21 protein-coding genes, 1 tRNA gene and 1 riboswitch are annotated in these 26,906 nt (G+C 70.6%); of the genes, 8 read left to right on the top strand and 14 right to left on the bottom strand.

The window, feature by feature from the left end:
* Nucleotides 1–7: 7 nt before the first annotated feature.
* The 9 genes from ACVGV2_RS03220 to ACVGV2_RS03180 all read right to left on the bottom strand — a co-directional run bounded on the left by ACVGV2_RS03220 (nt 8) and on the right by ACVGV2_RS03180 (nt 8,105).
* Nucleotides 8–757, bottom strand: a complete 750-nt coding sequence (locus ACVGV2_RS03220; RefSeq protein ID WP_459164560.1) for a beta-phosphoglucomutase family hydrolase — start codon at nt 755–757, stop codon at nt 8–10.
* A 111-nt stretch (nt 758–868) separates the two neighbouring features.
* The gene (locus ACVGV2_RS03215) at nt 869–1,195 is read right to left on the bottom strand and encodes a DUF2795 domain-containing protein (protein WP_459164559.1); all 327 of its coding nucleotides are present in this window, start codon (nt 1,193–1,195) and stop codon (nt 869–871) included.
* A 182-nt stretch (nt 1,196–1,377) separates the two neighbouring features.
* Nucleotides 1,378–2,412: a baeRF2 domain-containing protein gene (locus tag ACVGV2_RS03210; protein WP_459164558.1), complete on the bottom strand. Its 1,035-nt coding sequence runs from the start codon at nt 2,410–2,412 to the stop codon at nt 1,378–1,380.
* An 89-nt stretch (nt 2,413–2,501) separates the two neighbouring features.
* Nucleotides 2,502–2,705, bottom strand: coding sequence for a DUF2795 domain-containing protein (locus ACVGV2_RS03205; RefSeq protein WP_459164557.1), 204 nt, complete (start codon nt 2,703–2,705; stop codon nt 2,502–2,504).
* A gap of 161 nt (nt 2,706–2,866) precedes the next feature.
* Nucleotides 2,867–3,613, bottom strand: coding sequence for a DUF2267 domain-containing protein (locus ACVGV2_RS03200; RefSeq protein WP_459164556.1), 747 nt, complete (start codon nt 3,611–3,613; stop codon nt 2,867–2,869).
* A 101-nt stretch (nt 3,614–3,714) separates the two neighbouring features.
* Nucleotides 3,715–5,769 carry a heavy metal translocating P-type ATPase gene (locus ACVGV2_RS03195; RefSeq protein WP_459164555.1) on the bottom strand — a complete coding sequence of 685 codons (2,055 nt, stop codon included), beginning with the start codon at nt 5,767–5,769 and terminating at the stop codon, nt 3,715–3,717.
* On the bottom strand, nt 5,766–6,128 hold the full coding sequence (locus tag ACVGV2_RS03190) for an ArsR/SmtB family transcription factor (RefSeq protein ID WP_459164554.1): 363 nt from the start codon (nt 6,126–6,128) through the stop codon (nt 5,766–5,768). The genes ACVGV2_RS03195 and ACVGV2_RS03190 overlap by 4 nt, the downstream gene beginning before the upstream one ends.
* A gap of 176 nt (nt 6,129–6,304) precedes the next feature.
* A tRNA-Ala gene (locus tag ACVGV2_RS03185) sits at nt 6,305–6,377 on the bottom strand.
* A 174-nt stretch (nt 6,378–6,551) separates the two neighbouring features.
* Entirely contained in the window at nt 6,552–8,105 is a 1,554-nt protein-coding gene (locus tag ACVGV2_RS03180; RefSeq protein ID WP_459164553.1) for a CitMHS family transporter, read from the bottom strand.
* A gap of 183 nt (nt 8,106–8,288) precedes the next feature.
* On the opposite strand from ACVGV2_RS03180, the gene ACVGV2_RS03175 reads away from it, so the two are divergent.
* The 4 genes from ACVGV2_RS03175 to ACVGV2_RS03160 all read left to right on the top strand — a co-directional run bounded on the left by ACVGV2_RS03175 (nt 8,289) and on the right by ACVGV2_RS03160 (nt 14,873).
* On the top strand, nt 8,289–9,893 hold the full coding sequence (locus ACVGV2_RS03175; RefSeq protein WP_459164552.1) for an ATP-binding protein: 1,605 nt from the start codon (nt 8,289–8,291) through the stop codon (nt 9,891–9,893).
* 130 nt (nt 9,894–10,023) lie between these two features.
* A complete protein-coding gene (locus tag ACVGV2_RS03170) occupies nt 10,024–10,710 on the top strand; it encodes a response regulator (protein WP_459164551.1) in 687 nt (228 codons plus the stop codon).
* A 151-nt stretch (nt 10,711–10,861) separates the two neighbouring features.
* A riboswitch (cobalamin riboswitch) is annotated at nt 10,862–11,088 on the top strand.
* A gap of 133 nt (nt 11,089–11,221) precedes the next feature.
* The gene (locus ACVGV2_RS03165) at nt 11,222–13,705 is read left to right on the top strand and encodes a ribonucleoside-diphosphate reductase subunit alpha (protein WP_459164550.1); all 2,484 of its coding nucleotides are present in this window, start codon (nt 11,222–11,224) and stop codon (nt 13,703–13,705) included.
* Between the two features lie 91 nt (nt 13,706–13,796).
* Complete coding sequence (locus ACVGV2_RS03160; protein WP_459164549.1) at nt 13,797–14,873, top strand: ribonucleotide-diphosphate reductase subunit beta; 1,077 nt, start codon at nt 13,797–13,799, stop codon at nt 14,871–14,873.
* A 193-nt stretch (nt 14,874–15,066) separates the two neighbouring features.
* Here the strand turns inward: ACVGV2_RS03160 and ACVGV2_RS03155 are convergent, their stop codons facing one another.
* Nucleotides 15,067–17,133, bottom strand: a complete 2,067-nt coding sequence (locus ACVGV2_RS03155) for a M28 family peptidase (RefSeq protein ID WP_459164548.1) — start codon at nt 17,131–17,133, stop codon at nt 15,067–15,069.
* Between the two features lie 443 nt (nt 17,134–17,576).
* Between ACVGV2_RS03155 and ACVGV2_RS03150 the strand changes: the two genes are divergently transcribed.
* Genes ACVGV2_RS03150 through ACVGV2_RS03135 form a run of 4 tightly spaced genes read left to right on the top strand, consistent with a single transcriptional unit; the run spans nt 17,577 to nt 23,792 of the window.
* Complete coding sequence (locus tag ACVGV2_RS03150; protein ID WP_459164547.1) at nt 17,577–19,001, top strand: pyridoxal phosphate-dependent decarboxylase family protein; 1,425 nt, start codon at nt 17,577–17,579, stop codon at nt 18,999–19,001.
* On the top strand, nt 18,998–20,695 hold the full coding sequence (locus ACVGV2_RS03145; protein ID WP_459164546.1) for an IucA/IucC family protein: 1,698 nt from the start codon (nt 18,998–19,000) through the stop codon (nt 20,693–20,695). Before ACVGV2_RS03150 ends, ACVGV2_RS03145 begins: the two co-directional genes overlap by 4 nt.
* A complete protein-coding gene (locus ACVGV2_RS03140; protein WP_459164545.1) occupies nt 20,692–21,984 on the top strand; it encodes a lysine N(6)-hydroxylase/L-ornithine N(5)-oxygenase family protein in 1,293 nt (430 codons plus the stop codon). Before ACVGV2_RS03145 ends, ACVGV2_RS03140 begins: the two co-directional genes overlap by 4 nt.
* A 29-nt stretch (nt 21,985–22,013) precedes the next feature.
* Nucleotides 22,014–23,792 carry an IucA/IucC family protein gene (locus ACVGV2_RS03135; protein ID WP_459164544.1) on the top strand — a complete coding sequence of 593 codons (1,779 nt, stop codon included), beginning with the start codon at nt 22,014–22,016 and terminating at the stop codon, nt 23,790–23,792.
* Nucleotides 23,793–23,935: 143 nt separating this feature from the next.
* Here ACVGV2_RS03135 and ectB read toward each other — a convergent pair whose 3' ends face one another.
* From ectB to ACVGV2_RS03115, 4 genes are all read right to left on the bottom strand, one after another.
* On the bottom strand, nt 23,936–25,180 hold the full coding sequence (gene ectB, locus ACVGV2_RS03130; protein ID WP_459164543.1) for a diaminobutyrate--2-oxoglutarate transaminase: 1,245 nt from the start codon (nt 25,178–25,180) through the stop codon (nt 23,936–23,938).
* Nucleotides 25,181–25,508: 328 nt separating this feature from the next.
* Nucleotides 25,509–25,703 carry an SAM-dependent methyltransferase gene (locus ACVGV2_RS03125; RefSeq protein ID WP_459164542.1) on the bottom strand — a complete coding sequence of 65 codons (195 nt, stop codon included), beginning with the start codon at nt 25,701–25,703 and terminating at the stop codon, nt 25,509–25,511.
* Between the two features lie 76 nt (nt 25,704–25,779).
* Entirely contained in the window at nt 25,780–26,595 is an 816-nt protein-coding gene (locus ACVGV2_RS03120) for an enoyl-CoA hydratase/isomerase family protein (RefSeq protein ID WP_459164541.1), read from the bottom strand.
* Between the two features lie 14 nt (nt 26,596–26,609).
* Nucleotides 26,610–26,882, bottom strand: a complete 273-nt coding sequence (locus ACVGV2_RS03115) for a hypothetical protein (protein ID WP_459166098.1) — start codon at nt 26,880–26,882, stop codon at nt 26,610–26,612.
* Between the last annotated feature and the right edge of the window lie 24 nt (nt 26,883–26,906).

Raw genomic sequence — 26,906 nt, 5'->3', positions numbered from 1 at the left:
GCGACGATCACTCCTTCAGCAACTCCGCCAGATCACGCACCACGACATCCGCCCCGGCATCGCGCAACCGGTCGGCCTGGTCGGCCCGGTCGACGCCGACGACGTGCCCGAAACCGCCCTCGAAACCAGCGCGCACCCCCGAGACCGCGTCCTCGTACACGGCGACCCGGTGCGCGGGGGAACCGAGCTCCTCCGCGCACGCCAGGAAGGTGTCCGGCGCCGGTTTTCCCCGCAGCTCCTCGGCCGCGAGGGTGCGACCGTCGACGAGCGCGTCGACGAAACCGCTCAACTCCGCGGATTCGAGCACGCGCGGCGCGTTCGCCGAGGAGGTCACCACACCGATCGCCAGGGCGTGCTCGCGCACCGCCCGCAGGTACGCCAACGAGCCCGGGAAGACGTGCACCCCGCGCTCTTGGAGCAGTCGCCCGAGGAGCTCGTTCTTCCGGTTGGCAACAGCGTGCACGGTGGCACCGCCCGGCTCGTCCTCGGCCGTTCCCTCGGGCAGTTCGATACCGCGGGACCGGAGGAAAGTTCGGACTCCGTCGGCGCGGGGCAGGCCGTCCACGTACGCGGCGTAGTCCTCCGCGCTGAACGGCGCCTGCCCCGAACCGGCGTGCTGCTCCGCGAGGAAGTCGTCGAAGGTGCGCTGCCACGCCTGCCGGTGGATTTCGGCGGTGCTGGTCAGCACTCCGTCCAGATCGAACAGGCACGCTTCGGTGTCCGCGGGCAGTCCCAGCGCGTCACGTCCCCTGCTCACCTCGACCCCCGTCCGTCGTTCGGCCAATGCCGGTCGCTGCGCCCGCCCCGCGGGATCCTGCGCACCCGTGCGGCGCGAACGCGCCGAAAACGAATGACCCGCGCCGCGCGCTCAGCTGCCGCGGTTCTCACCGAGCTCGTCGACGATCGGGTTCTCCGGGGTGTCCCGCTGGTGCTCCGCCAACCCGCTGTACTGGTGCCGGCTGGCCTGCTGGGCCTTGTCGGCGCTCGACTGCCCTTCTTCCTCCGCCATGTCCAGCGGAGCGGACCGGATGATCTCGGTCATGTTCTCGTACTCGGCCACCGGCAACGCCCGCAGGGAGCGCACCGTCTCCTCATCACCGCCGTGGTTCTGCGCGTGCGCGACGAGGTCCTCCTTGGAAGCCGGGAAATCCACTTCGGACAGGGCCGCTTCCAGGCTCTCGCGGTCAGTACCCATCGTTTCCTCCGAACTGCTCTTGCTACTCGGGGCGTCGGTGCGCGGATGCGCTCCCTCGCCGACCACCTCCGCCGGAGCGGCCGGTGCAGTTGCGGGCAGGCGCGTCCGCGCTGCCCGCAACTGCACGCAGCACGGACGCGCCTGCTCACCGCTTCCCGCTCGGCGGTGACCGCTGCGGGAGCTCAGCCGTTGAGCGGGAAACGCAGCAGCGCACCCACGCCGTCGGCCATGTTGGTTCCCCCGGTGACCAGGTCGACATCCGAGCTGGTCCCGGCGCAGGCCCTCAGCAGGAAAGCCTCACGCGTGGCCGGCCTGCCGTGTTCGAACAGCAACGTGGCCACGGCTCCCATCTCGGCGGCCTGGGCCACCGCATCACTGCCGTGCACGGCGTTTCCGTGGGCGAGCCCGGCGTTGAGCTCCTCCGCTCGCGCTTCTGCCGCACCGGCGCTGTGCTCGCTGGCCGCGTTGGAGAGCTGCTCGGCCAACGCCTCTTCCGAAGCGTTGCCGTCCCGTCCGCTGCTGCCGGTTTCGACGAGGAGATCCGCCAATTCCGAGGGGAGTTCGTCGCGCAGCGCGCTGCGCGCTTGCACCTCGCCGGCCAGCACCAGCAAGCGGGGGCGGAACTCCGCCCGCAGCGCGTTCAGCCGCTCGACGATGTCGTTGACGTTGCGCTGCACCGCCTCCTCGGCCCGCCGCTGGATCTGGTTGTGCGACAACGCTCCGCCGCGAGGCTTGTGCACGCCCTCCGAAGCGCCGCCTTCGACGGTTTCCACGTCGAACTCGCGTGCGGTGTGCTGCGCCGCGCAGACTTCCTGGCGGATTTGCGCGCCTTCCTGATCGACGACCGCGACGAGCGCGCGCACGGACCGGGCCTCTTCCCGAACGTAGGCGGCCAGCTCCGGTAGGCGCGTCCAGTGCGCGTGGTCGCCGGTGCCGAGCGCGGCGTCCCACGGCTCGTCGAACACGAGCCCGGCGTCCACGGCGACGAGCACACGTCCGTCGCCCTGCTCCTCGCCCGCCTCTTCGCGGTCGAGGGCCGACTCGATCGCGTCCAACGCCGGCGCGGTCGCTCCCTCGGACGCCAGTTCCTCGCGCAGGCCCTTCCACCGCAGCCGAACTTGCTGCGCGGCGTCCTCGCCGGGCGAGCGCCCCTCGAGGTAGACCGTGGCGAACGGTCCTTCGTGCTCGTACACCGGGCGCAACCTCGCCAAGTCCACGTGTTCCTCCTCATCGCTACGACGTCGGTGCGGGCGATTCCACCCAGCTGCCACCAGCACCGCTGCGCAAATGCTCCAGCGCAGTCCTGCTACTCCTGCTCGGGGCGCTGCGGAACGGCGGCTTCGACATCGTCCGTACTGGTGTACTCCCGATCGTCGAGACCCTGCAGCGCCCGCAGCGTCTTCTGATCGGCCTGGCGCGTTTCGGCGTAGTCGAGCAGGTAGCTCTTGCTCACCGGGAATTCCAGGCCTTGCAGGATCTTGCGGACGCGCCGTTCATCGGCATCAGTCATGATCTCCTCCTCGATATCCGTCGTTCTCCGCCGGCGACTCCGGTTCCGCGGAGCACATCCGGAATCGCCTGCGGTGCACTGCCGTCGCGCATCCGACCGGGTGGCGGTCTGCGATGTGCACGGCCGAGCGCGCACTTCGCGCCGACCCCGCGTGGTGGGGCTCAGCGGGCCAGCGCGGTGACCGTTTCCGGCAGCTGGCTCAAGGTCGCCTCCAGTTCTTCCGGAGCCCACTGGCGGAGCACGCCGAACACGTGTGCGGTGTCCTCGCGCACGCGGTTCGGATTCGTCGCGCTGACGCGATCGGACACACCGGCGAGGAAATCCTCCGCTTCGGTGCGTGACACCGACCGCGTGATGCGCAGCGCGTCGCCGAAGTCCGCCGGCAACCGCAACGCCAGATCCCGGGCCTGTCCCGCACTGCTGTGCTCGGCGAGCGCGCTGAGCACGCCTTCGGTCAGCTCGCGCGCCTGCTCCAGCGTGTCGACCTCCACGCGCTGGCGCACCTGGCCGAGCAGCGTTTCCGCCGAACCGGACAGGCCGATGGAGCCCGGCACGGCATCGCGGAACTCGGCCGGCAGGGCCGCCAGCAACTCGCGCACCTGTCCGGGCGAAACGGCCTCGGTCAGCACCGCGAACGCGGCTCGCAGCTGGTCACCGACCTGACCCTCGTCGGCGGCCCCGGACAGTTCGCCGACGCGCACCACGAACTCGTCCCACGAGCGGTCCGGGTTCATGCCCGCCGGCTCCACTCGTTTCAGCTCCCCGGGCAGTTGCGCGCGAAGAGCCGCCACAGCGGTGTGCGCCGTCTCGTCGAGGGCCTGCAACGTGGCCGCGAGCACCGTCTCGGCAGCTGACCACTCCAACGAGGCACGTTGCCGCAGGCCTTCCACCATGTCCTCGTACTGCACCAGCGTCCCTCCGAGGTCGCATCGACGCCGTCTTGGACAACGGACGTACCCACGGATCGCGATCACCAAACACTCGGCGGGAGGGCCCCGGGACGGCCGTACTAGTGGTGACGGGGTTCTGCGGTAGCGGGTTTTGCAGCAGCGGTGGCTGGAGCACAGCAGGCGCACCCGTCGAGTTGCTCAGCCGAGTCCGCGCGGCGGATCCGCTGCGTACCGTCCGCCGCAGTCGGCACTGAACCCCTGGTCAGCGCACGGACCCGTCCGGCGCGGACGCCGTTGGCGATGACGAGCACTTCGGCGAGTTCGTGGATGAGCACCACGGTCGCCAAGCCGAGCGCGCCGATGGTCGCGAGCGGCACCAGCAGCACCACGATCGCCGCGGACAGCCCGATGTTCTGCAGCATGATCGCCCGGGCGCGGCGGGCGTGCCCCAGCGCCCGCGGCAGGTGGCGCAGGTCGGTGCCCATCAACGCGACGTCGGCGGTGTCGACGGCCACATCGGTGCCCATCGCACCCATGGCGATGCCCACGTCGGCGGTGGCCAGGGCCGGAGCGTCGTTGATCCCGTCCCCGACCATCGCGACCTCTCCCGGCTGCTGGGCGCGGAGCCGGTCGACGATCGCGGCCTTGTCGGCGGGGTGGAGTTCGGCGCGCACGTCGGTGATGCCGGCCTGCTCGGCCAGGGCCGTGGCCGTGCGGGTGTTGTCGCCGGTCAGCATCGCCACCCGCATCCCGGCCTCGTGCAGCGCCCGCACGGTTTCGGCGGCCTCGGGGCGAAGCTCGTCGCGGATGCCGACAACGCCGAGAACGGTGCCGCCGCGTTCGACGACGGCGGCGGTGGCACCGGCGTCCTGCAGGCGGATCACGTCGGCATGGAGCGGTCCTGGATTGATCCAACCGGGTTTGCCGAGGCGGGCCGGCGTGCCATCAACGGTGCCTTCCAGCCCAGCACCCGGCACGCTGGAAACTTCCTGAGCGGGGACCGGTTCCGACGCGGTGGCGAGGATCGCGCCGGCCAAGGGGTGTTCGCTGCGCGCCTCCAGTGCGGCGGCCACCGCCAGCACCCGTTCGGCCGGCACGCCGTCAGCGGCCACGATCTCGGTCACCGCGGGCTCGTTGCGGGTCAGCGTGCCGGTCTTGTCCAGGGCCACGGTGCGCACGGAGCCGAGGTTTTCCAACGCCGCCCCGCCCTTGACCAGACCCCCGAGGCGCGTGGCCGCACCGACCGCGGCGATGACGGTGACCGGCACGGAGATCGCCAGTGCGCACGGCGCGGCGGCGACCAGCACGACCAGGGCGCGTTCGACCCACGTCGCCGGGTCGCCGAGAACCGCGCCGAGTCCCGCGACGAGCACGGCGAGCACCACGACCGCGGGCACCAACGGGCGGGAGAGGCGGTCGGCGATGCGCTGCCGGGCGCCCTTGCGTTGCTGGGCGTCCTCGACGATGCGCACGATCCTGGTCAGCGAGTTGTCCGCGACGGCGGCGGTGGCCTCGACGGTGAGCGCACCGTTGGCGTTGATCGAGCCGGCGAAGACCTCGTCCCCGGGGCCGATCTCCACCGGCATCGACTCCCCGGTGATCGCCGCGGTGTCCACACTGGAGCGTCCGGTGGTGACGACGCCGTCACTGGCGATCCGCTCCCCGGCGCGCACCAGCATCTGATCACCGGCGCGCAACTCCTCGGGCGGAACGACCGCTTCGCCGCCGGCTCGCAGCACGCGCACCTGCTCGGGGACCAGGGCGAGCAGAGCGCGCAGACCTCGGCGGGTGCGCGCGAGCGAGTGGTCTTCCAGCGCTTCGCTGATCGAGAACAACAACGCCAGCATCGCGGCCTCGGCGAACTGGCCGAGCAGCAGCGCGCCGACCAGCGCGATGGTCATCAGCGCGCCGACCCCGATCCGGCGGTGCCACAGCGCCCGCAGCGCGCCGGGCACGAACGTCACCCCGCCGGTGAGCGCGGCCAGCACGTGCAGCACCGCCTCGGCGGGTTCGGAGCCGGACCAACCGGCGAGGAACCCCGCCGCGAGCAGGACCCCGGCCGCAGCTGCCAGTTGGATTTCCCGCGCCCGCCACAACCGCGGCGGCCGGTCGGCGCCGCGGTCTTCCGCGGCACGGCTGTCGTGGTGGTCGGTGCCGCAGCAGTCCGCACTCATGCCGAATCGACCTCCGCCCGCTGCTCGGAGACCGGGTCCAGGAGCTGGTGGCCGACGGTGCTGAGCCGATACATCACCAGCTTGCCGTCCCGGCGCGAGTCGGCCAGGCCGGCCGAGCGCAACTGGCGCAGGTGGTGCGACACCAGTCCCTGCGCGGAGCCGACGATCCAGGCCAGGTCGCACACGCACAGCTCGCCGCCCACGTGCAGGGCGTGGGCGATGCGCAGCCGGGTCGGCTCTCCCAGGGCCCGCAACCGCGCCGCTCGATCGGCGAGCGCACTCTCCTCGGGCAGCGCGGTGCGCAGCCCCTCGGCGTGGTCGAAGTCGATGCACAGCAGCTCGCACCGGTCGTCGCTCATGAAGTCAAACTAACGACCGTTGATATGTTCGGTCAATGATGAATGCGCGTGCGCAGAACCGACGCCGCCCATCCGCGCGGACGAACCGAGGCGGCAGCAAACATGAAAAAGCCCCGGCCAGCGACAACACGCCGGCCAGGGCCTCGTGGAAAGGTGCTCGGCAACGAGCAATCGGGTGGAGCTGAGGGGAGTCGAACCCCTGACCTTCTCGATGCGAGCGAGACGCGCTACCTCCTGCGCTACAGCCCCATCCGCGACCCCGCGGTCACGTGCCGCTCGGCTGCGCCAACTCGCCGGATGGCCTCGCCGCGCGGCTCGTCCAGCCTAACGAACGCTGAAGACGGGGTGACGCCCCGGGGTCCGCGCCCGCCCCGCTGGCTGCTCGTAGCGGCGCAGCAGCCAGCGGGGCGGGGGACGCGAGCGCTACAGCGCGACCACGCCGAGCAGCACGGCCGCCAGCAGCATCACGAGGCTGAAGCCCCACATCGGCAGGAACGAGTAGCGGATGTGCTTGCCCATGTCGACACCGGCGAGCCCGATGCCCAGCCACACCGAGGCGTTGAACGGGCTGATGTAGGTGCCGATCACGTTCCCGATGAGCACCGCGTACACCACGGTGGTCGACCCGATGCCGAACTGCGTGGACACGTCGTGCACCAGCGGCAGCAGCGCGAAGTAGTGCGCGTCGGTGCTGAGCACGAGCTCCAACGGCATGCCGAGCACGCCGACGATCAGGTGCAGGTACGGCACGATCGACTCGGGCAGCACGGAGATCATGTCGCTGGCCAGCGCCTGCAGCATGCCCGACTCGGTGAGGATCCCCAGGAAGCAGCCGGCCGCCAGGATGATGGCGCCGGTACCCAGCGCACTACCGCCGTGCGCCTTGATCCGGTCCATCTGTTCGGAGACCTTCGGGTAGTTGACCACGAGGGCGGCGCTGAGGCCGAGCATGAACACCAGCCCGGACGGCAGCACGTCGGCGACCAGCACCCCGAGCACCGCCACCACGAGCAGCCCGTTGAACCAGGGCAGGTGGGGCCCGCGCAGCTCCTCCGACTCGCCGGCACCCTCCGCGGCACCGTCGGCGCCGGTGGTGCTGCCGGTCTGCGCGGAAGCGTCCGCGGAGCCTCCGCCCGCGGCACCGCTCGCCCCGCCGCCGACCGTCACGGCGCCAGCCGTCGCATCGCTGCCAGCCGTCGCATCGCTGCCAGCCGTCGCATCGCTGCCAGCCGTCGCATCGCTGCCGGCCGGCACGTCGCTGCTGACCGGCACGTCGCTGCTGACCGTCGCAGCACCGTCGACAGCGCCGCCACTGCCGCCGACACCGGCCATCGCGGGGACCTGCTGCGTCGAGGTGCGGCGGGCGATCCGCCGCTGCTCCCGCAGGCCCAGCAGCGCGGCCATGCCCATGAGCAGCACGACACCGACCCCCTGCAGCGGGATGAGCCCGTGCCAGAGTTCGACCGGGTCGTTGCCCGTGGAAGCGGCAGCGCGCCCGACAGGACCGCCCCAGGGAACCATGTTCAGGATCGCCATGCTCGTGCTCAGCAGCAGCATCAGCAGGTACGGGCTCATGCCGAGCCGCTTGTACAGCGGCAGGAGCGCCGGGATCGCGATCAGGTACGACGTCGCCCCGGACCCGTCCAGGTGGCAGACGACACCGATGAGCACCGTGACCACGGCGACGCCGACGACGTTGCCGCGGCTGAGCCGCACCATCACGGTGATCAGCGGGTTGAACAGCCGGATGTCGTTCATGATGCCGAAGAACAGGATGGCGAACACGAGCATCACGGCGACGTCCAGCACCGATTCCAACCCGGAGTCGAAGAACGTGCCGATGTCGCTCGGGCTGAAACCCGCCAAGAAGGCGCCCACCGTTGGGATCACGGTCATGCCGACGACCGGGGCTATTCGGCCGAGGATCAGCAGCGTCGCTATCGACGCGATGATCGCGAAGCCGATGATGCTGAGCATGTTGGCCTCTCCTGCGTACGTCGTTCGGGAACTCGCGGCTCCGGAGCCCGTGCGGCTTCCCGGTGCGCGGCGATTGCGACATCCTGGAACGCACGTGTCCCGGATCACGAGTTTTGTGTGCATTGGGTAAGTAATGGTCGTATTGGTCTCGCGGAAAGCCTTGCCACGGAAGGTGGTGAACACATGACGGAGCGCGTTCGCGGCCGTGCGCGGCTTTCGCTGACCCGCTACCTGCTCCTCGCGAACACGGTGCTGCTGATCGTCACGCTCGCCACCGCGGGAACACTGTGGACACTCCGCGAATACCGCGACGTGCGAACCGAATACACCGAGCGCGCGCTGACCATGGCGCAGTCGGTGGCTGCGCTGCCCGAAGTGCGCGACTACCTCGCCGATCCGCAGCACCGCGGCGAGATCGCCTCGCTGGCCGAGACGATCCGCCGCGCCTCCGACTTCCGCTACGTCGTCATCGTCGACGCCGAGGGCATCCGGCACTCGCACCCCGACCCGCGCGCCATCGGCGGCCGCCCGCACACCGACCCGGCGCCGGTGCTGGCCGGCAACACGTGGACGGGCGTGGAATGGGGCCCGGCCGGGCTCACCCTGCGCGCCCGGGTGCCGGTGCGCGAGGCCGGCGAGGTCGTCGGCTACGTCTCCGTCGGCGTGCTGTCCTCGCGGGTCACGCTGGCCGCGTCGAACGCGCTGCCCGTCATCGGCACGACGCTGCTGCTCGCCCTCGTCCTCGGCGCGGGCGGTGCGCTGTGGATCTCCCGCCGGATCCGCGCGAAGACGCACGGACTCGAACCGGCCGAGATCACCGAACTGCTGGAGAGCCGCGAAGCCCTGCTCTACGCCATCACCGAGGGCGTGCTCGCCGTCGGCGCGGACGGTGCAGTGCTGCTGGCCAACGACTCCGCCCGCGAGATGCTCGGCCTGCCGCAGGACTGCGTCGGCCGCACCCCGCACGAGCTGGGGCTCGACGAGCGGCTGCGCGAGGTGCTGCGCGGTGCCGACACCCGGGAGGACGTGTTCCTCGCCGTCGGCGGGCGGCTGCTCGTGTGCAACCCCCGGCCGGTGCGCATCGACGGCCAGGGCACGGGCCGACTGGTGACGCTGCGCGACCACACCGAGATCGTGCGGCTCGGCGGTGAGCTGGACGGCGTGCGCACCATGGCCAACGGGCTGCGCGCGCAGACCCACGAGTTCGCCAACCGCATCCACACCGTCACCGGCATGCTCGACCTCGGCGCGGTCGGCGAAGCCCGCGACTACCTGTCCGAACTCTCCGCCACGACGGCTCGGGCGAGCACGTCCGTGTCCGAACGCGTCCACGACACCGCGCTGGCCGCGCTCGTGCTGGCGAAGTCGGCGCAGGCCTCCGAGCAGGGCGTGGAGTTCGAACTCGCCGAGCTCAGCGACGTGCCGCGGGAGCTGCCGCCGCAACTGCGCGACGACGTGCTGCTGATCGTGGGCAACCTGGTGGACAACGCCTTCGAAGCGGTGGGCGGATCCGGGTGGGTGGAACTGCTCGTGCGGCTGCACCGGGACGGCGAGCCGCTGCTGGAGATCCGCGTCACCGACTCGGGTCCGGGGTTCGACCCCGCGCTCGCCGAGGAGGTGTTCACCGCCGGGGTGAGCACCAAGGAGCACGGCGGATCCGGTCACCGCGGGCTCGGGCTCGCGCTAGTGCGGCAGGCCGCCCAGCGGTGGCACGGGTCGGTGGACGTGGACGCCACCGAGGAGACCGTGTTCAGCGCCTACCTGCCGGTGCGGGAGGATTCGCGGTAGCACGCCGGTAACGTCGCCGGCCGCGGCACGTGTCCGCGCAGTTCCGGTGACGGCCCCGCCGTGCCCGTCCAGGCGCAGCGCTCGTCCGGGCGCAGCGCCCGTTCGGACACCGAGCAGGAGGTGGGATTCGGTGCTGTCGGTGCTCATCGTCGACGACGACGCGCGGGTGGCGCGCAACCACCGGGAGTTCGTCGAATCGGTCCGGGGATTCACGGTCGTCGGCGTCGCCCACACCGGCGCCGAGGCGCTGCGCTCCGTCGCCGAGCACCAGCCCGATCTCGTGCTGCTCGATCTCTACCTGCCGGACATGTCGGGCATCGACGTGCTGCAGCGGTTGCGCGCCCCGGACGACCCCGGCCCGGGCACGCCCGTGGACGTGCTCGTGATCACCGCGCTGCGCGACATCGACAACGTGCGCGCCGCGCTGCACGGCGGAGCGATGTACTACCTGCTCAAACCGTTCAACCTGACCGCGCTGCGGGAGCAGCTGGACAGTTTCGCCGCGGTGCGCGACAAGCTCGCGGGCGTGGACCAGGCCACCCAGCGCGACGTGGACCGCGTGTTCGGCGTGCGCCGCCGGAGCACGCGGACGAGCCTGCCGAAGGGGTTGACGGCCGAAACGGCGCAGCTCGTGGCGGAGACGCTGCGCGCGGCCGACTCCGACCTCTCGGCCGTGGAGGTCGCCGAACGCGCCGGCATCGCGCGGGTGACCGCGCGGCGCTACCTCGAGCACCTGTGCGCCGACGGGCAGGCCGCGCTGCGGATGCGGTACGGCTCGGCGGGGCGGCCCGAGCACCGCTACCAGTGGGTGCGGTGAATCGAGAGAAAGCACCTCCAGAAACGCAAGTGGGTGCGCAGCAGAACCTCCGGGGAAGCTCTCGCTCCGGGTGCTCGACGTCGAGCAGCGACGATCAGACCTGTGCCGACACGCGATGTGGGCCTGCGTGAGATCTCAGAACTCAACATGTAGTGTGCTCGGTGCCGGTGGTTCACGGGGCCGGAAACGGCCCGGTGAGGCGAGAGGGAACCCGGTGCGAATCCGGGACTGCCCCGCAGCGGTGAGCGGGAACGACCGCCGTCACCACCCCCGAGGTGGTGCAGCACTGGACGCACGTCCGGGAAGCGACGGCCAGTAGGGCCGGCCGAGCGCCGGAAGCCCGCGAGTCCGAAGACCTGCCACCGGTGTGCGCGGGAGAACGCGCACGCACACCGGGCCTCGAGGGCGGGTCGCGGACACGCGGAGCACACCGCGGCGGCGCACGGCGCCCGCGTCCACCACCCCCGCTCGCGAGGTTTCCGATCGGACGGACTCGCGAGAGGAGAGCGTCGTGACCCAAGCGCCCCCGGCAGCATCCGCGCGCACACCGGAGCTGAACGTGCGCGAACCCGACGGCGGCCTGCGGCCGCTCGACTGGGACCGCGTGGTGCGCCTCGTGCAGCACGCGGTCAGCGGGCTCGCCGACGTGCACGCCGAGCCGGTGCTGACCGAGATCCGCCGCAACCTCTACGACGGTGTGCGCGCCGACGAACTCGCGCAGGCGCAGATCATGGCCGCACGCACCCTCGTCGAATCCGAACCGAACTACGCGCACGTCTGCGCCCGGCTGCTGCTGCACGCGCTGCGCGGCGAAGCGCTGCGGCACGTCGCCGCGGTCGCACCCGGCTCGGACACCGGCGAACCGAGCACCGACTACCGCTCCCACTTCCCCGCCTACGTGCGCCACGGCGTCCACCTCGGACTGCTGGATCCCGCGCTGGAGCGGTTCGACCTGCAGCGGCTGTCCTCCGCGCTCGTCGGCGAACGCGACCTGCAGTTCACCCACCTGGGCCTGCAGACGCTCTACGACCGCTACCTGCTGCACGACGACGGGGTGCGGTTCGAGCTGCCGCAGGCGTTCTTCATGCGCGTGGCCATGGGGCTGGCGCTGCACGAGGACGACCGCGAACGGCGGGCGATCGAGTTCTACGAACTGCTGTCGACGTTCACGTTCATGACCTCCACGCCGACGCTGTTCAACGCGGGCACGCTGCGGCCGCAGCTGTCCTCGTGCTTTCTCACCACTGTGGACGACGACCTCGCGTCGATCTTCCGGTCCTACCGCAGCAACGCGATGCTGGCGAAGTACTCCGGCGGACTCGGCAACGACTGGACCCCCGTGCGCGGGCTCGGCGCGCGCATCCGCGGCACCAACGGAACCTCGCAGGGAGTCGTGCCGTTCCTGAAGATCGCCAACGACACCACGGTGGCGGTCAACCAGGGCGGCAAGCGCAAGGGCGCGGCCTGCGCCTACCTGGAGACCTGGCACATCGACATCGAGGAATTCCTCGACCTGCGCAAGAACACCGGCGACGACCGGCGCCGCACGCACGACATGAACACGGCGAACTGGGTCCCGGACGAGTTCATGCGCCGCGTCGAAGCCGATGCCGAGTGGACGCTGTTCTCCCCCGACGAGGTGCCCGACCTGCACGAGACCTGCGGCACCGACTTCGCCGAGCGCTACCGCGCCGCCGAGGCGGCCGCCGACCGCGGCGAGATCGCCGTGTTCCGCCGGGTGCGGGCGGTGGAGCTGTGGCGGCGGATGCTCACCGCGCTGTTCGAAACCGGGCACCCGTGGCTGACGTTCAAGGACCCGTGCAACCTGCGCTCACCGCAGCAGCACGCCGGCGTGGTGCATTCCTCCAACCTGTGCACCGAGATCACGCTGAACACCGGTGCCGACGAGGTGGCCGTGTGCAACCTCGGATCGGTCAACCTGCAGGCGCACGTCGGCTCCGGCGGCCTCGACCACGCGCGGCTGGAGAGCACGGTCACCACCGCGGTGCGCATGCTGGACAACGTCATCGACCTCAACTTCTACACGCTCGACGAGGCCCGCGACTCCAACTTCCGCCACCGCCCCGTCGGGCTGGGCATCATGGGTTTGCAGGACGCCCTGTTCGAGCAGAGCATCCCGTTCGCCTCCGCCGACGCGGTCGATTTCGCCGACACGAGCACCGAGGCGGTCAGCTACTACGCGATCGCCGCCTCGGTGCGGTTGGCCGCCGAACGCGGCCGGTACGCCTCCTTCGACGGTTCGCTGTGGAGTCGCGGCGTCCTGCCGATCGACTCGCTGGGCCTGCTCGAGCGGGCTCGCGAGCCCGAGCACGCCGAGCTGGACCACTCCGCCCGCATGGACTGGGACGGGCTGCGCCGCCGCGTGCGGGACACGGGCATGCGCAACTCCAACGTGCTGGCCATCGCCCCGACCGCGACGATCTCGAACATCTGCGGCGTGGGCCAGTCCATCGAGCCGCTGTTCTCGAACCTGTTCGTCAAGTCCAACATGTCCGGCGATTTCACCGTCATCAACCCGTACCTGGTGCGCGATCTGAAGCGGCGCGGCCTGTGGGACGCGGCGATGGTCGCCGACCTGAAGTACCACGACGGCACCGTCTCGGCCATCGACCGCATCCCCGCGGACCTCAAGGACCTGCACGCGAACGCGTTCGAAGTGGACAGCTCCTGGCTGGTGGAGGCCGCGGCGCGCCGGCAGAAGTGGCTCGACCAGGCGCAGTCGTTGAACCTCTACATCTCCTCGCCCAGCGGCAAGCAGCTCGACGCGCTGTACCGCTCGGCCTGGCGCAAGGGGCTGAAGACGACCTACTACCTGCGTTCCCGTGCGGCCACGCAGGTGGAGAAGAGCACGCTGCGCGGCACCGACGGCAAGCTCAACGCGGTTCCGACATCGCCGGCAGCGGCGCCGGGCACCGACCGGGCCGAGACCGCCGCCTGCGCCACCGACGACCCCGACTGCGAGGCCTGCCAGTAACACCGGCCGCCCAGCTCAGCGCAGACCGCCAGTGCAGCACACGTGCGCTGCCGCTACCGGCGGCCGCACCCGCGTACCCCTGGAGCATTCGATGACCACCGCCGCGAACGACACCGACACCACCGGCCTCGGCGAGATCGACCGCGACGCCGAACGCGTCACCGTCGACGACAAGTCCATGATCAACGCCCGCGCCGACGTGAACCAGCTGATGCCGCTGAAGTACCACTGGGCCTGGGACAAGTACATCGCCGGCTGCCACAACCACTGGATGCCCACCGAGGTCGGCATGCAGGCCGACATCGCGCTGTGGAAGTCCGGCGACGGACTCACCGAGGACGAACGGCTCATGCTCAAACGCAACCTCGGGTTCTTCGCCACGGCCGAATCCCTGGTGGCCAACAACATCGTGCTGGCCGTGTACCGGCACCTGACCAACCCGGAGTGCCGCCAGTACCTGCTGCGGCAGGCCTTCGAGGAAGCCGTGCACACGCAGACGTTCCAGTACATCTGCGAAAGCCTCGGGCTCGACGAGGGCGAGCTGTTCAACGCCTACCGCGAGATCCCCTCCATCGCCGACAAGGACGCGTGGGCGCTGCAGTACACGCAGAACCTCGAGGACCCCGGCTTCAGCACCGGAACCCCGGAGGCCGACCAGGACTTCCTGCGCGATCTCATCGCCTTCTACGTGATCTTCGAAGGCATGTGGTTCTACACCGGTTTCGCGCAGATCCTCTCGCTGGGCCGGCGCAACAAGATGGTCGGCATCGCCGAGCAGTACCAGTACATCCTGCGCGACGAGTCGCTGCACATGAACTTCGGCATCGACTGCATCAACCAGATCAAGCTGGAGAACCCGCACCTGTGGACGGCGCAGTTCCAGCGCGAGGTGCGCACCATGCTCGCCGAGGCCTGCGACCTGGAAGTCGCCTACGCCCGCGACACGATGCCGCGCGGCATGCTCGGGCTGACCGCAGAGCTGTGCGAGCAGTACATGCACTTCATCACCGACCGCCGCGCGCAGCAGATCGGTCTGGACCCGCTGTTCGGCGTGCAGGACAACCCGTTCCCGTGGATGTCTGAGACGATGGACCTGCGCAAGGAGAAGAACTTCTTCGAAACCCGGGTCACCGAGTACCAGAGCGGCGCGGCGCTCGACTGGGACTGACCCGCTGTCCGCAGTGGTCGCCCCGCCCCGCCGCGCGGGGTGACCACTGCCAACCGTGTGCTCCCGCGCTTCCCGTCTCCGCGGGGAGCACACCAGGTCCGTCCGGCAGGATCGGCCGTCCCCACCGGGCGGGCCGCGGCCGTCCCGCGGGGAGCGATGTGGCACCGCTCCCCGCGGGACGAGCTCAAGACTGCTACGCCACCGCGTCGCGTGCGGCGCGGGTGGCCTGGCGCATCGACTCGACCAGCAGGTCGCGGTACTTCTCGGCCGTGGCCGCGTCGCCGTCGGAGATCGCGTCGTCGATCGCCGACAGCGGTTGGACCTCGTAGCCGGTGTACATTCCCGGGGCGTACACCATGTGCTTGTACCATTCGCGGCCGGGCAGGCCCTCGTCCTGCGTCAGCGCGCGTTCCTGCTGCAGCAGCGCCTCGTTGATCCGCTCCGCGTCGGCCGTCCCGTCGCGGGCAGCGCCTTCCAGCCGCGCGGTGGCCGCGCGCCACTCCCGCGCCGCCGCGTACGCCGGCGACAGGTCCACCACGGAGTCGTCGGACTGGGCCTCGTCCAGGTCCCGCAGGTGGCCGTCGACCGCGTCGGCGTAGTCGGAGTAGGCCATCGGCAGCACGTCCGCATCGGCCAGGCGCAGCGCGAACGTGCCGGCGTACGCCGCGGACGCCTCGTGGTACCGGTACCCGGGGTCGAGGAAGTTCCGCATCGCGTGCAGGTCGTCGTAGGCGCTGTGGTACTCACCGCCCGGTGTGGACATGCCCATGTCCGCGGCGGCGATGCCCAGGTGGTTGAGGAACGGCGTGTAGTCGGAACCGCTGCCCAACCGCTCCGGCACCGGTTCGGGCTGGTCGGTGTTGTTCTTCCAGTTCTCGTACAGGGTGCCGTGCTCCGGGTCCTCGATGTCCTTGGCGATGTCGGCGAGGACGTCGTCGAGCGCGGGCACGGAACTGGCGGAGAAGTTCTTCCCGCCGCCGGCGCCGTCGAGGTTCAGGTACGTCACCGCGTTGTCGACCAGGTCGGCGCGGTGCTGCTCGGCCCACTCGGTCGCGCCGAGCAGCCCGTACTCCTCACCGTCCCAACCGGCCAGCACGATCGTCCGGTCCGGCTGCCAGCCCTGCTCGCGCAGCTGCGCCAGCGCCCGGGCGGCCTCCATCACCGTGGTCCAGCCGGACACGTCGTCCTTGGCGCCGTAGGTCCACGAGTCGAAGTGCGCGCCGAGCACGACCTTCTGCTCGGGGTGCTTCGCCCCGGGGATCTCGGTGATCACGTCGCGCACCGGGGTTTGCTCGTAGTCGATGTCCAGGTCCATGTTGACGTTGGTCGGACCCGGCCCCACGCGGTAGTCCATGTCCAGTCCGCCCTGCCAGCCTTCGGGCGCTCGCGGCCCTTCCAGCGCGGCGAGCAGGTGCTCGGCCTGGCCGTAGGAGATCGGCGTGGTCGGCACGCTGGTCGTGTTCTCCGCTTCGGACGGGTCGAGCCGCGGCACGCCCGGCTTGGACGGAGTTCCCGGCGTGAGCGGATCACCCGGGTGCTGGAAGATGTACTGCACGCTGCCGCGTTGGATGCCGTCGGCGTTGCGCCACGGCCCGTCGGGGTAGACCTCGCCCTGGCGGAATCCGTCGTCGGCGGGGTCGGAGTACAGGATCACGCCCGCGGCGCCGTGCTCTTCGGCCACTTTGGACTTGACGCCGCGGAAGCTCTCGCCGTAGCGGGCGAGCACGATCTTGCCCTCCACGTCGACGCCGAGTCGTTCGAGTTCGGCGTAGTCATCCGGCAGGCCGTAGTTGACGTAGACGACGTCGGAGGTGACGTCGCCGGCGGGGGAGTACGCGTTGTAGCCGGTGACGACGTCCTCGAAGTTGTCGTGCCACGGGTAGGCGGGCTCGCGCACTTCGAGTTCGCGCTGTTGCGGCGCGGTCATCGTCACCGAGATGTCCTGCGGCGAGGACGCGTGGACGTCGTAGCTCTCCAGCTTCGCGTCCAGTCCCCACTGCCGCAGTTTGTCCACGGAGTACTGCGCGCGGCGCTCGGCACCCTCGGTGCCGACCAGGCCCGGGTAACTCGCCATGTCTTCGCTCATCCGCGCCGCGCTGTCGGCGTCGACCTCCTGCTGCAGCCGCTCTTCCCACGGCTGGGCGTCGTCGGTGTCGGCCGCTGTGGACGCCTGCACCGCTCCGCCGAGGACGAGCGCGGTGCTGCACGCGGCCGCGCCGAGGGCGCGGACGAGGCGGCGGTGTCGTGCGTGGTGGGACATCCAGCCTCCTGAAAAACCTGATATCGAGTTGAACAGCAGGCGAAAAGTACAAAGTGGCCACCTCTCCCGCAATTGGTGCCACCCGTTCGGGCGCGAACTTCCCGCGACCGGTTGATCACGACGCCTGGATGCCGCCGAAAGCACCGCGGAATGTGAGTCCGTGCACAACGCGGCGGGCGGCGACTTCCACCCGTCGCAGCCCACCGCGGCCGCAGCCGGTGAGCGGCCGCCGGGTGATCTGCCGGGATCCGCGGAGATCCCCTTGATGCGCAACGTCACCGCCGTTACCTTGCAGAAAGGCTAGGCAAACCTAATGTCTGCGTGATCTCGGCGAGCGAACCCCGTCGCCGCGACGCCGACCACCCGGTATCGAACCCTCGACTGCCGAAACAGCTCCAACCCGACGGAACTCCCCTCCCCGACACAGCAAGAGGTGACCGCGCGTGCGGACCAATGCACGGCTCGGCGGTGGCAGCGACGGCGCCGACGCGCTCGCTCCGCTGCTGGAGACCGCGCTCGACGCGTTCCACAAGGGAACTTCCGAACGCGATGGCCCGCTGCCAGCAGGAGGCGACCCCGCCGTGGCGGAACGGGCCGGCACCGGCGGACGATCGCTCCCGGACACCGGCGTCGGAGCCGAACAGGCGCTGCACGAACGCGTTCGGGCGTTCACGGCGAACGCGGCGGAACCGGCCGATCCTCGTTGCGCCGGGCATCTGCACGCCCCACCGCTCGCGGTCGCGCTCGCCGCAGACCTCATCGCCGGCACCCTGAACTCCTCGTTGGACTCCTGGGACCAAGGCCCCTCCGGCACGGTGATCGAAAAGGACGTCGTGCGCACCACGGCGAGGCTCATCGGATTCGACCCGGACGAGGCGGCCGGTGCCCTCACCTCCGGCGGCACGGAATCCAACCTCACCGCACTGCTGCTCGCCCGCGACCGCGCGCCGACGCACCGCCCGCGGGTGTTCTGCTCCGCGCAGGCGCACTTCTCGATCGCCCGCGCCGCGGGAACCCTCGGCCTCGGCGAGGACGCCGTCGTCCCCGTACCGGTCGACGAGCAGCACCGCATGGCACCGGAGGGCCTGCGGGACGCGCTCGCGCGCACGCAGGAGGCCGGCGACGCGCCGCTGGCCGTGGTCGCCACCGCCGGCACCACCGACGTCGGCGTGGTCGACCCGATACCCGAGATCGTCGAGATCGCGCGGGAATTCGGCACGTGGGTGCACGTCGACGCGGCCTACGGCGGCGGCGCGCTGTTCTCCGAGCACCTCGCCCCGCTCCTGCGCGGCATCGAGCGCACCGAATCCGTGGGCCTGGACCTGCACAAGCTCGGCTGGCAGCCGGCGGCGACCGGCATGCTGCTCACCGGGCGAGCCGAACTGTTCGACCCGCTGGACCGGCGCGTGCCCTACCTGAACACCGAGGACGACGAAGAAGCCGGATTTCCCGGGCTCGTGCACCGCTCGCTGCGCACGACGCGCCGCGCCGACGCGTTCAAGGTCGACGTCACCTTCCGAGCGCTGGGCAGGAGCGGCCTCGGCGCGCTGGTCGACCGGTGCCACGAACTCGCCCACCACGCCGCCGACCGCATCGCCGGCCACCCGCAGCTGCGGTTGCTTCGCCGACCCGAGCTGAGCACGGTCGTGTTCCGCTACGTCCCGGAGCGCGGCGAGGCTGATCGCTGCAACGCACGGCTGCGGCAGCGGTTGCTCGACGAGGGCCGCGCCGTGGTCGGACGAACCGAAGTGGACGGACGGGTCCACCTGAAACTGACGTTGCTGAACCCGCACGCCACCGGAGTCGACGTCGACTCGGTGCTCACCGCGGTGGTCGAAGCCGGAGACGAGGAAGCATCGACCCGATGACGAGCAGTTTGCACGCGGACGCCCCCGCGATCCAGGGGCAGGACGACGCCGAACGCGCCGCCGGCGACGCGGCCACCGAAGGACTGCTGCGCTGCTGGGTGCGTGAGAAAGCGCTGCGGTTGAGCGGCGATTCCGCCGTGTTCGACTTCGCGGTCAGTGGGGTGCAGGTGACCGCACCCGTGCTGTACCGCTCCGCGACCGGTCATCACCGCTTCGGCACACCGCGCCTGCCCTCCGGCGCGGCGGTCAGCGCGGTGACGCTCGCGACGCTGATCGGCCTCGAGGCCACTGCGGGGAGGCGACGGCAGCAGCACGTGACCGATGACCTCGTGGGGCGCGTGGCCGATTCGCAGGCGCGCGTCGCCCAGTACCTGCGGCACCGGGCGCAGCACGAGGAGCCGGTGGCCGAGACGTCGCCGTTCCTCGCCGCGGAGCAGGCGCTGGTGCTGGGGCACCCGCTGCACCCCGCGCCGAAGAGCCGCCAGGGCATCAGTCCGGGCGAGGCGAGCCGCTTCTCCCCCGAGCTGCAGGGCGGTTTCCCGCTGTTCTGGTTCGCCGCCGACCCGTCAGTGGTCTCCAGCGAGGGCTCGCCCGTGGCCGCGTTGGGCGATTTCGCGCCCAAGGTGCCCGCCGGAACCGTTCCCGTTCCCGCGCACCCGTGGCAGGCGCGGGAAGCGCTGTCCAAGCCCGGCATCCGGTGCATGCGCCAGCGGGGCCTGCTCGAACCGCTGGGCGAGCACGGCCCCGAGTGGTTCCCGACCGCCTCGGTGCGCACCGTCTTCCACCCGGACGCCCCGGTGATGCTCAAGTTCTCGCTGAGCATGCCGATCACCAACTCGGTGCGGGAGAACCTGCGCAAGGAACTGCGCCGCGGAGCCGAGATCGACCGGCTGCTGCGCGGCGGTCTCGCCGAGGAGCTCGCCGCGCAGCACCCCGGTTTCGGCGTCGTGCGCGATCCCGCGTGGATCGCGGTCGACGTGCCCGCGGCGAGCGAGAGCGGGTTGGAGACCGTCGTGCGCGAAAACCCGTTCCGCGACCGGGAGCGGGCCGTGTGCGTGGCCGGGCTGGTGGCCGAACGGCCCGACCGCGGGCGTTCCGGAATCGCCGCCGTGCTCGAACGGCTCGCCGCCGCGGAAGGCACCGGAACCGCCGAGATCGCCGAACGCTGGTGCGCGCGCTACTTCGACGCCGTCCTCGCCCCGGTGCTGCGGCTGTACCGCGAGCACGGGCTCGGGTTGGAGGCGCACCAGCAGAACACCCTGGTGGAGCTCGACGAGCAGGGCTGGCCGCGCGGTGGCTGGTACCGGGACAACCAGGGCTACTACATCTCCGAGCAGCGCCACGACCTGCACCGGTTCCTGCCGGAGGTGGGCGACGGGGAGAACCTGTGCCCGGACGAGCTCATCAACGAGCGCCTCGGCTACTACATCGGCATCAACAACCTCCTCGGCCTCGTCGGCGCGCTCGGCAGCCAGGGCTTGGCCGATGAGCCGCGCCTGCTCGGCGTGCTGCGCCAGCGCCTGCTCGGTTTCGCCGACCTGGCGCTGGCGCGCACCCTCGCCGAGGCGCCGACGCTGCGGTGCAAGGCCAACCTGCTCACCCGCGTCGACGGGCTCGACGAGCTCGTCGGCCCGATCGCGAGCCAGTCCGTGTACTGCGACATCCCGAACCCGTTCGCGGAAGCCACCTCATGAGCCCTGCCTACGACCTGGTCGGCGTCGGCATCGGACCGTTCAACCTGTCCGTGGCCGCGCTCGCCGACTCGCTGCCCGACGTCACCGTCGCGCTGTTCGACGAGAACCCGGAGTTCGCCTGGCACCCGGGGCTGCTCATCGAAGGCACGACCCTGCAGGTGCCGTTCCTGGCCGACCTGGTCACCATGGTGGACCCGACGAGCCCGTGGTCCTTCCTGTCCTACCTCAAGGAGCACGACCGGCTGTTCCCGTTCTACTTCGCGGAGAACTTCCACGTCCCGCGGCAGGAGTACAGCCACTACTGCCGCTGGGTCGCCGAGTCCCTGCCGTCCTGCACGTTCGGCGAGCGCGTCACGGCCGTCGACTGGGACGCCGCCAGCGGGCTGTTCACCGTGGAGCACACCGACCGGCGCACCGGCGAGACTTCCGCGGTCACCGCGCACAACGTGGTGCTCGGCGTGGGCACGAGCCCGTCCGTGCCGGAACCGTTCACCGAGCTGCTCGGCAAGCAGGTGTTCCACGCGGCCGCCTACCTCGACCGGTTCGAGTCGCTGCGCGAGGCCGAGGACATCACCGTGCTCGGTTCGGGCCAGTCCGGATCCGAGGTGCTGCTCGACCTGCTGCGCGAACAGCGCAACGCCGGCTGGCGGCTGCGCTGGCTGACCCGCTCTCCCGCGCTGGCGCCGATGGAGTACTCCAAGCTGGGCCTGGAGCACTTCACACCGGACTACACGCAGTACTTCCGCACGCTGGACCAGTCCACGAAGGACGGTCTCGTGCCGCAGCAGTGGCAGTTGTACAAGGCGAGCAGCGCGGGCACGCTCGCCGAGATCCACGACCTGCTGTACCAGCGCGGCATCGGCGGACAGGCGCCGGACGTCACGATCATGCCGAACATCGCGGTGACCGGCGCGCAGCACGGCGAGCGCATCACGCTGAACTGCCACCACGTGCAGCAGGAGCGCACCTTCGAGGTCACCACCGACCGGGTGGTGCTGGCCACCGGGTTCACCGCGGAACGGCCCGCGTGCCTGGACCCGCTCACCGAGGCGATCCGGTGGGACGAGCGGGGACGCTACCGGGTCACCGACGACTACCAGGTGGTCACCGACGACGAGGTCTCCGGCGGCCTGTACGTGCAGAACGCCGAGATGCACACGCACGGCGTGGGCGCCCCGGACCTCGGTCTGGGGGCGCACCGCGCCGCGACCATCCTCAACTCCGTGGCCGGCCGGCGGTTCGCCCTGCCCGAACGCACCGCCTACACCACGTTCGGCGTCGAACCCTGAGCCGAACTCCGAACTTGCGAGGTAGCCCCATGACGCTGTCGCTTCCCGCCGAGCTGACCGAGCAGAACTGGCGGCGCGCCGGCCGCGCCCTGCTGGCCAAGTCGCTCGGCGAGCTCTCGTACGAACAACTGCTCGAACCCGTCCACGTCGACGGGGACCGCTACCGGGTGGACCTGCCGGAGGCCGTGTCCTACGCGTTCACCGCGCGGCGCGGCGCGTTCCAGGACTGGCGCGTGGACCCCGCGACGATCGTGCGCACCGGGCCGGGCGGCGGCGAGGCGGCCGAAGACCCGCTGCGCTTCTTCCTCGACGCGTACGAGGCGCTGGGCGTCAGCGGTGACACCGCAGGACATTTCCACCGCGAGCTCTCCGCGACGCTGGTCGCGGACGCGCGGCTGCTCGACGCGGGCGTTTCCGCGGCCGAGCTCGCCGGCTTGGACTACGTGAGCCTCGAGGGGTACCAGACCGGTCACCCGTGGCTCATCCCGAACAAGGGCCGGGTGGGCTTCTCCGATTCGGACGCCGAACTCTACGGCCCGGAATCGCGCCGCGCGCACCGGCTGCCGTGGATGGCGGTGCACCGCTCGCTGGCCGACTACCGCGCCGTGCCCGGGCTCGACCAGGACGTGCTGCTGAAGGCGGAGCTGGGCGACGAGGACGTGCGGGAGTTCACCGCGGTGCTGGCCGAACGCGGCCTGGAACCGGCGGAGTACGTGTTCATGCCGGTGCACCCGTGGCAGTGGGACCACGTGGTGGTCCCCGACTTCGCCGCGGAGATCGCGCAGGGGCTGATCGCGCCGCTGGGCACCGGATCGGACCGGTACGTGGCCCAGCAGTCGATCCGCACGTTCGCCAACGTCGACGACGAACACCGGCACTTCGTCAAACTGCCGCTGTCGGTGCTGAACACGCTGGTGTGGCGGGGATTGCCGACCGAACGCACCGTCGCGGCCCCGGCGGTGACCTCCTGGATCCAGGACCTCGCCGGTTCGGACGCGTACCTGCGGCAGACCGGGGCCGTGCTGCTCGGCGAGGTGGCCTCGGTGGCGGTGCGGCACCGCGGGTTGGAGCGCATCACGAACGTGCCCTACCAGTACAGGGAGCTGCTCGGCGCGATCTGGCGAGAACCGCTGGCGGGCAAGCTCGACAGCGGCGAGAGGGCGCGGACGCTGGCCGCGCTGCTGCACGTGGACGCCCACGGCACCGCGTTCGTGACCGAGCTGGTGCGGCGGTCCGGCCTCGACGCGCAGGACTGGCTGCGGCACCTGTTCCACGCGCTGATGCCGCCGCTGCTGCACTTCCTGTACCACTACGGCGTGGTGTTCTCGCCGCACGGGGAGAACACCATCTTCGTCTGCGACGAGAACGACGTTCCCACGCGGCTGGCGGTGAAGGACTTCGTCGACGACGTCAACATCAGCGAAACCCCGCTGCCGGAACTGTCCGGGATGCCGGCGGACGTGGACGACGCGCTGCTGCGGGAACCGCCGGAAATGCTGCGCCAGTTCGTCCAGAGCGGCTTGTTCGTCGGCCACTTCCGCTACTTCGCGCCGCTGGTGGAAGAGCACCTCGGCGTCTCCGAGAGCGCGTTCTGGACGCTGCTGCGCGAGGAGGTCCTCGACTACCAGCGCAACTTCCCGGAGCTGGCCGAGCGTTTCGAGATGTTCAACCTGTTCACCCCGCGCATCGACCGGTTGTGCCTGAACCGCAACCGGTTGCTGCTGGACGCCTACCGGGACCGCCCCGAACGACCGCACGCGGCGGTGCACGGCACGGTGCCGAACCCGCTGGCCGGCCAGGTGGACTGACAGGTCGTGCTCGGACGACGACAGGACAAGCGGCTGCACCGCTGTTGAAGCAGGCCCGGTGAACCCGTTCTCGAATCGTGTCCGCGCGGGCAGTGCTGCGCGCGGGAAGGACCGCGGGGCGGACCTTCCCGCGCGGGAGCGGATCAGCCGAGCGCGTCGGTGACGGCCTCGCGGAGGATGCCCAGGCCCTGCTCGAGTTCCTCCTCGGTCACGGTCAGCGGGGGCATCACCTTGACCACCTCGTCGTCCGGACCGGAGGTTTCCACCAGCAGCTTGCGGTCGAACGCGGCGCGTGCGACCTTCGCCGCCGATTCGCCGTCGGCGAAGCTCAAACCACGTGCCAGGCCGCGGCCCTTGGCGGTGCTGCCGGGGTGTTCGGCGGCGATCTTGCCCAGCACCTCACCGGTGCGTTCGCCCTTGCGTTCGGTGCTGCGGCGCAGTTCGTCATCGCTCCAGTAGTGCCGCAGGGCGGCGGATCCGGTGACGAACGCCGGATTGTTGCCGCGGAACGTTCCGTTGTGCTCTCCCGGCTTCCACACGTCCAGCTCCGGTTTGAGCAGCGTGAGCGCCAGCGGCATCCCGTAGCCGCCGATCGACTTGGACAGGCAGACGATGTCCGGTTCGATCCCCGCTCCTTCGAAGCTGAAGAACGGTCCCGTGCGGCCGCAACCCATCTGCACGTCGTCGACGATCAGCAGGATCCCGTGGTCGCGGCAGATTTCCCGCAGCCGGCGCAGCCATTCGTCGCGCGCGGCGTTGACGCCCCCTTCGCCCTGCAGCGTTTCCACGATCACCGCGGCCGGAGCGTCGAGGCCGCTGCCGGGATCGTGCAGCAGCCGTTCGAGGTGGCCGAAGTCCGGCTCCGGGCCGGTGTGGTCGTCGTAGGGCACGGGTGTGGCGTGCGGCAGCGGAACTCCCGCACCGCGGCGTTTTCCGGCGCTGCCGGTCACGGCCAGCGCCCCCAGCGTCATCCCGTGGAAGGCGTTGGTGAAGCCGATGACCTGGTGGCGCCCGGTGACCTTGCGGGCGAGCTTCAGCGCCGCTTCGACCGCGTTGGTGCCGGTCGGCCCGGGAAACTGCACCTTGTACTCCAGGCCGCGCGGGTGCAGCACGATGCGCTGCAGGTCTTGCAGGAAGTCGCGTTTGGCCGCGGTGGCCTGGTCCATGCCGTGCGTGACCCGGTCGTCCTCCAGGTAGTCGATGAGCGCGCGCTTGAGCACCGGGTTGTTGTGGCCGTAGTTCAGCGCCCCCGCGCCGGCGAAGAAGTCGAGGTGGGCATCTCCGCGCTCGTCGAAGAGCCAGCTCCCCCTGGCCCGGTCGAAGACGGTCGGCCAGTTCCGGCTGTAACTGCGCACTTCGGATTCCAGGGTGGCGAAGACGTCGTTCACGGTCCTCCATCCCACTCGGGCGCGCCGAGCATCGGATCGCGAGCGAACCGCCGCGGGCGGCGGGCTCGATGTACGGAATGCACGGAAAACACGTGGGACTGCCACGCGTTGCGCCGAGACGCGAGCAACATCGCGACGGCGGTCGCACTTCGCGCGGGCGCGGTGGATCGCTCCGCCGCCAGTTCGGGATGCCCGCAACATAGCAAGGCAGGGCGCGGATGTCAGTCGAGCAGGAGGGTATTCGACACCACACGCGCAGGAGTTTCCCGCGACGCGCCGATCCTCGGCCACGGCGCGCTCGGCGAGGACGCCGGGCCGGTCCGGGTGCTCAGGGTTTGCGCGCCACCGCGCCGTACATCGCCACGTCCTCGTCGGCGATCGCGCCGATCTCGCGCGGTTCGGGATGCCAGTGGTGCACCTGCACCAGACCGGGATCGACGAGCTCCAGCCCGCCGAAGAACGCTTGCGCTTCCTTCCCACTTGACCAGGCGTGTGTACGTTTCTCGAGAAAAGTACGCGACATTTCTCGAGAAACGTACACACGCCCGGCCGGGCCCACCTCGCGGCCGCGCTCGCCGCACGGGCGGCGGAGGGCCAGGTCAGGCAGGTGGTTCGGCGGCACCGGCGGAGGGGAACTGCGGGCTGCGCTTCTGCCGCAGCGCGGCAACACCTTCGGCCACGTCGGGGCCCATGAACCCGAGCATCTCGTACGCGGCGGACTGGTCGAAGATCGGCCCGGCGCTCCTGACCCAGCTGTTGAGCGCGCGCTTGGTCCAGCGCACGGCGGTCTGCGAGCCGGTGGCGAGGGTGTCGGCCGCGCCCAGCGCGCTGTCGAGCACCTGCTCGGCGGGCAGCGCCTTGCTCACCAGCCCGATGCGTTCGGCCTCGGCGCCGCTGAGCATCTCGCCGGTGAGCAGGTAGTAGCGCGCCTTCGCCATGCCCGCGAGCAGCGGCCAGATGATGGCCGCGTGGTCGCCCGCGGCCACGCCGAGCTGCACGTGGCCGTCGCCGAGCTTGGCCTCCTCGGCGCAGATCGAGATGTCCGCGAGCAGCGCGACGACCAGCCCGGCGCCGACGGCCACCCCGTTGATGGCCGAGACGACCGGCTTTTCGCAGTTGACGATGTTGTAGACGAGGTCGCTCATCTCGGAGAGCATGTGCGCGACCCGGTCGTGGTCACCGGCCATGCGCTCGACCATGTCCAGGTCGCCGCCCGCGGAGAAGGCCTTGCCCGCGCCGGTGATCACGGCGACCCGCGTGTCGGGGTCGGCGGAGACGTCGCGCCACACGCGCGCCAGTTCCGAGTGCATCACCTCGTCGGCCGCGTTGTACTTCTCCGGCCGGTTGATCGTGATCACGAGGACACCGTGCTCGCGGCGTTCGAAGGTCAACTGTTCGTAGTCGGCGTAGTCCATCGCGGTTGCCCTCCTCAGGCGGTTTCGAACATTCCCTGCGCGCATTCGGCGGCGGCCTGCTCGCGCGCCCTGCAGTGCACAGGGTGGACGTTCTCCCCGCCGGAGACGACCATGTCGTCCTTGCGCCCGACGATCGTGACGAACTCCGCGGAGTTCCAGGTGGCCAGACCGCACTCGTGCTGCGCGGCATCCTCGCGCCCGAGCGCCGCGAGCAGTACCGGGAGCTGATCGGCGGGGAGCAGGTGGTGAGCCGCAGGTCGGCACAGCGGGCGTGCGGACCGTGCCACTCGAGCTCCCCACCATGTCTTCGT

The sequence above is a fragment of the Bounagaea algeriensis genome (assembly GCF_054491375.1).
The sequence above is the reverse complement of the archived record's forward strand: the minus strand, read 5'-3'. Positions and strand labels throughout refer to the sequence as shown.

Excerpts from the sequence above, each read along its gene's own strand:
- ACVGV2_RS03215 (WP_459164559.1), bottom strand. The coding sequence starts at position 1,195 with ATGGGTACTGACCGCGAGAGCCTGGAAGCGGCCCTGTCCGAAGTGGAT.
- ACVGV2_RS03205 (WP_459164557.1), bottom strand. The coding sequence starts at position 2,705 with ATGACTGATGCCGATGAACGGCGCGTCCGCAAGATCCTGCAAGGCCTG.
- ACVGV2_RS03195 (WP_459164555.1), bottom strand. The coding sequence starts at position 5,769 with ATGAGTGCGGACTGCTGCGGCACCGACCACCACGACAGCCGTGCCGCG.
- ACVGV2_RS03190 (WP_459164554.1), bottom strand. The coding sequence starts at position 6,128 with ATGAGCGACGACCGGTGCGAGCTGCTGTGCATCGACTTCGACCACGCC.
- ACVGV2_RS03180 (WP_459164553.1), bottom strand. The coding sequence starts at position 8,105 with ATGCTCAGCATCATCGGCTTCGCGATCATCGCGTCGATAGCGACGCTG.
- ACVGV2_RS03175 (WP_459164552.1), top strand. The coding sequence starts at position 8,289 with ATGACGGAGCGCGTTCGCGGCCGTGCGCGGCTTTCGCTGACCCGCTAC.
- ACVGV2_RS03160 (WP_459164549.1), top strand. The coding sequence starts at position 13,797 with ATGACCACCGCCGCGAACGACACCGACACCACCGGCCTCGGCGAGATC.
- ACVGV2_RS03155 (WP_459164548.1), bottom strand. The coding sequence starts at position 17,133 with ATGTCCCACCACGCACGACACCGCCGCCTCGTCCGCGCCCTCGGCGCG.
- ACVGV2_RS03145 (WP_459164546.1), top strand. The coding sequence starts at position 18,998 with ATGACGAGCAGTTTGCACGCGGACGCCCCCGCGATCCAGGGGCAGGAC.
- ACVGV2_RS03140 (WP_459164545.1), top strand. The coding sequence starts at position 20,692 with ATGAGCCCTGCCTACGACCTGGTCGGCGTCGGCATCGGACCGTTCAAC.
- ACVGV2_RS03135 (WP_459164544.1), top strand. The coding sequence starts at position 22,014 with ATGACGCTGTCGCTTCCCGCCGAGCTGACCGAGCAGAACTGGCGGCGC.
- ACVGV2_RS03125 (WP_459164542.1), bottom strand. The coding sequence starts at position 25,703 with ATGTCGCGTACTTTTCTCGAGAAACGTACACACGCCTGGTCAAGTGGG.
- ACVGV2_RS03120 (WP_459164541.1), bottom strand. The coding sequence starts at position 26,595 with ATGGACTACGCCGACTACGAACAGTTGACCTTCGAACGCCGCGAGCAC.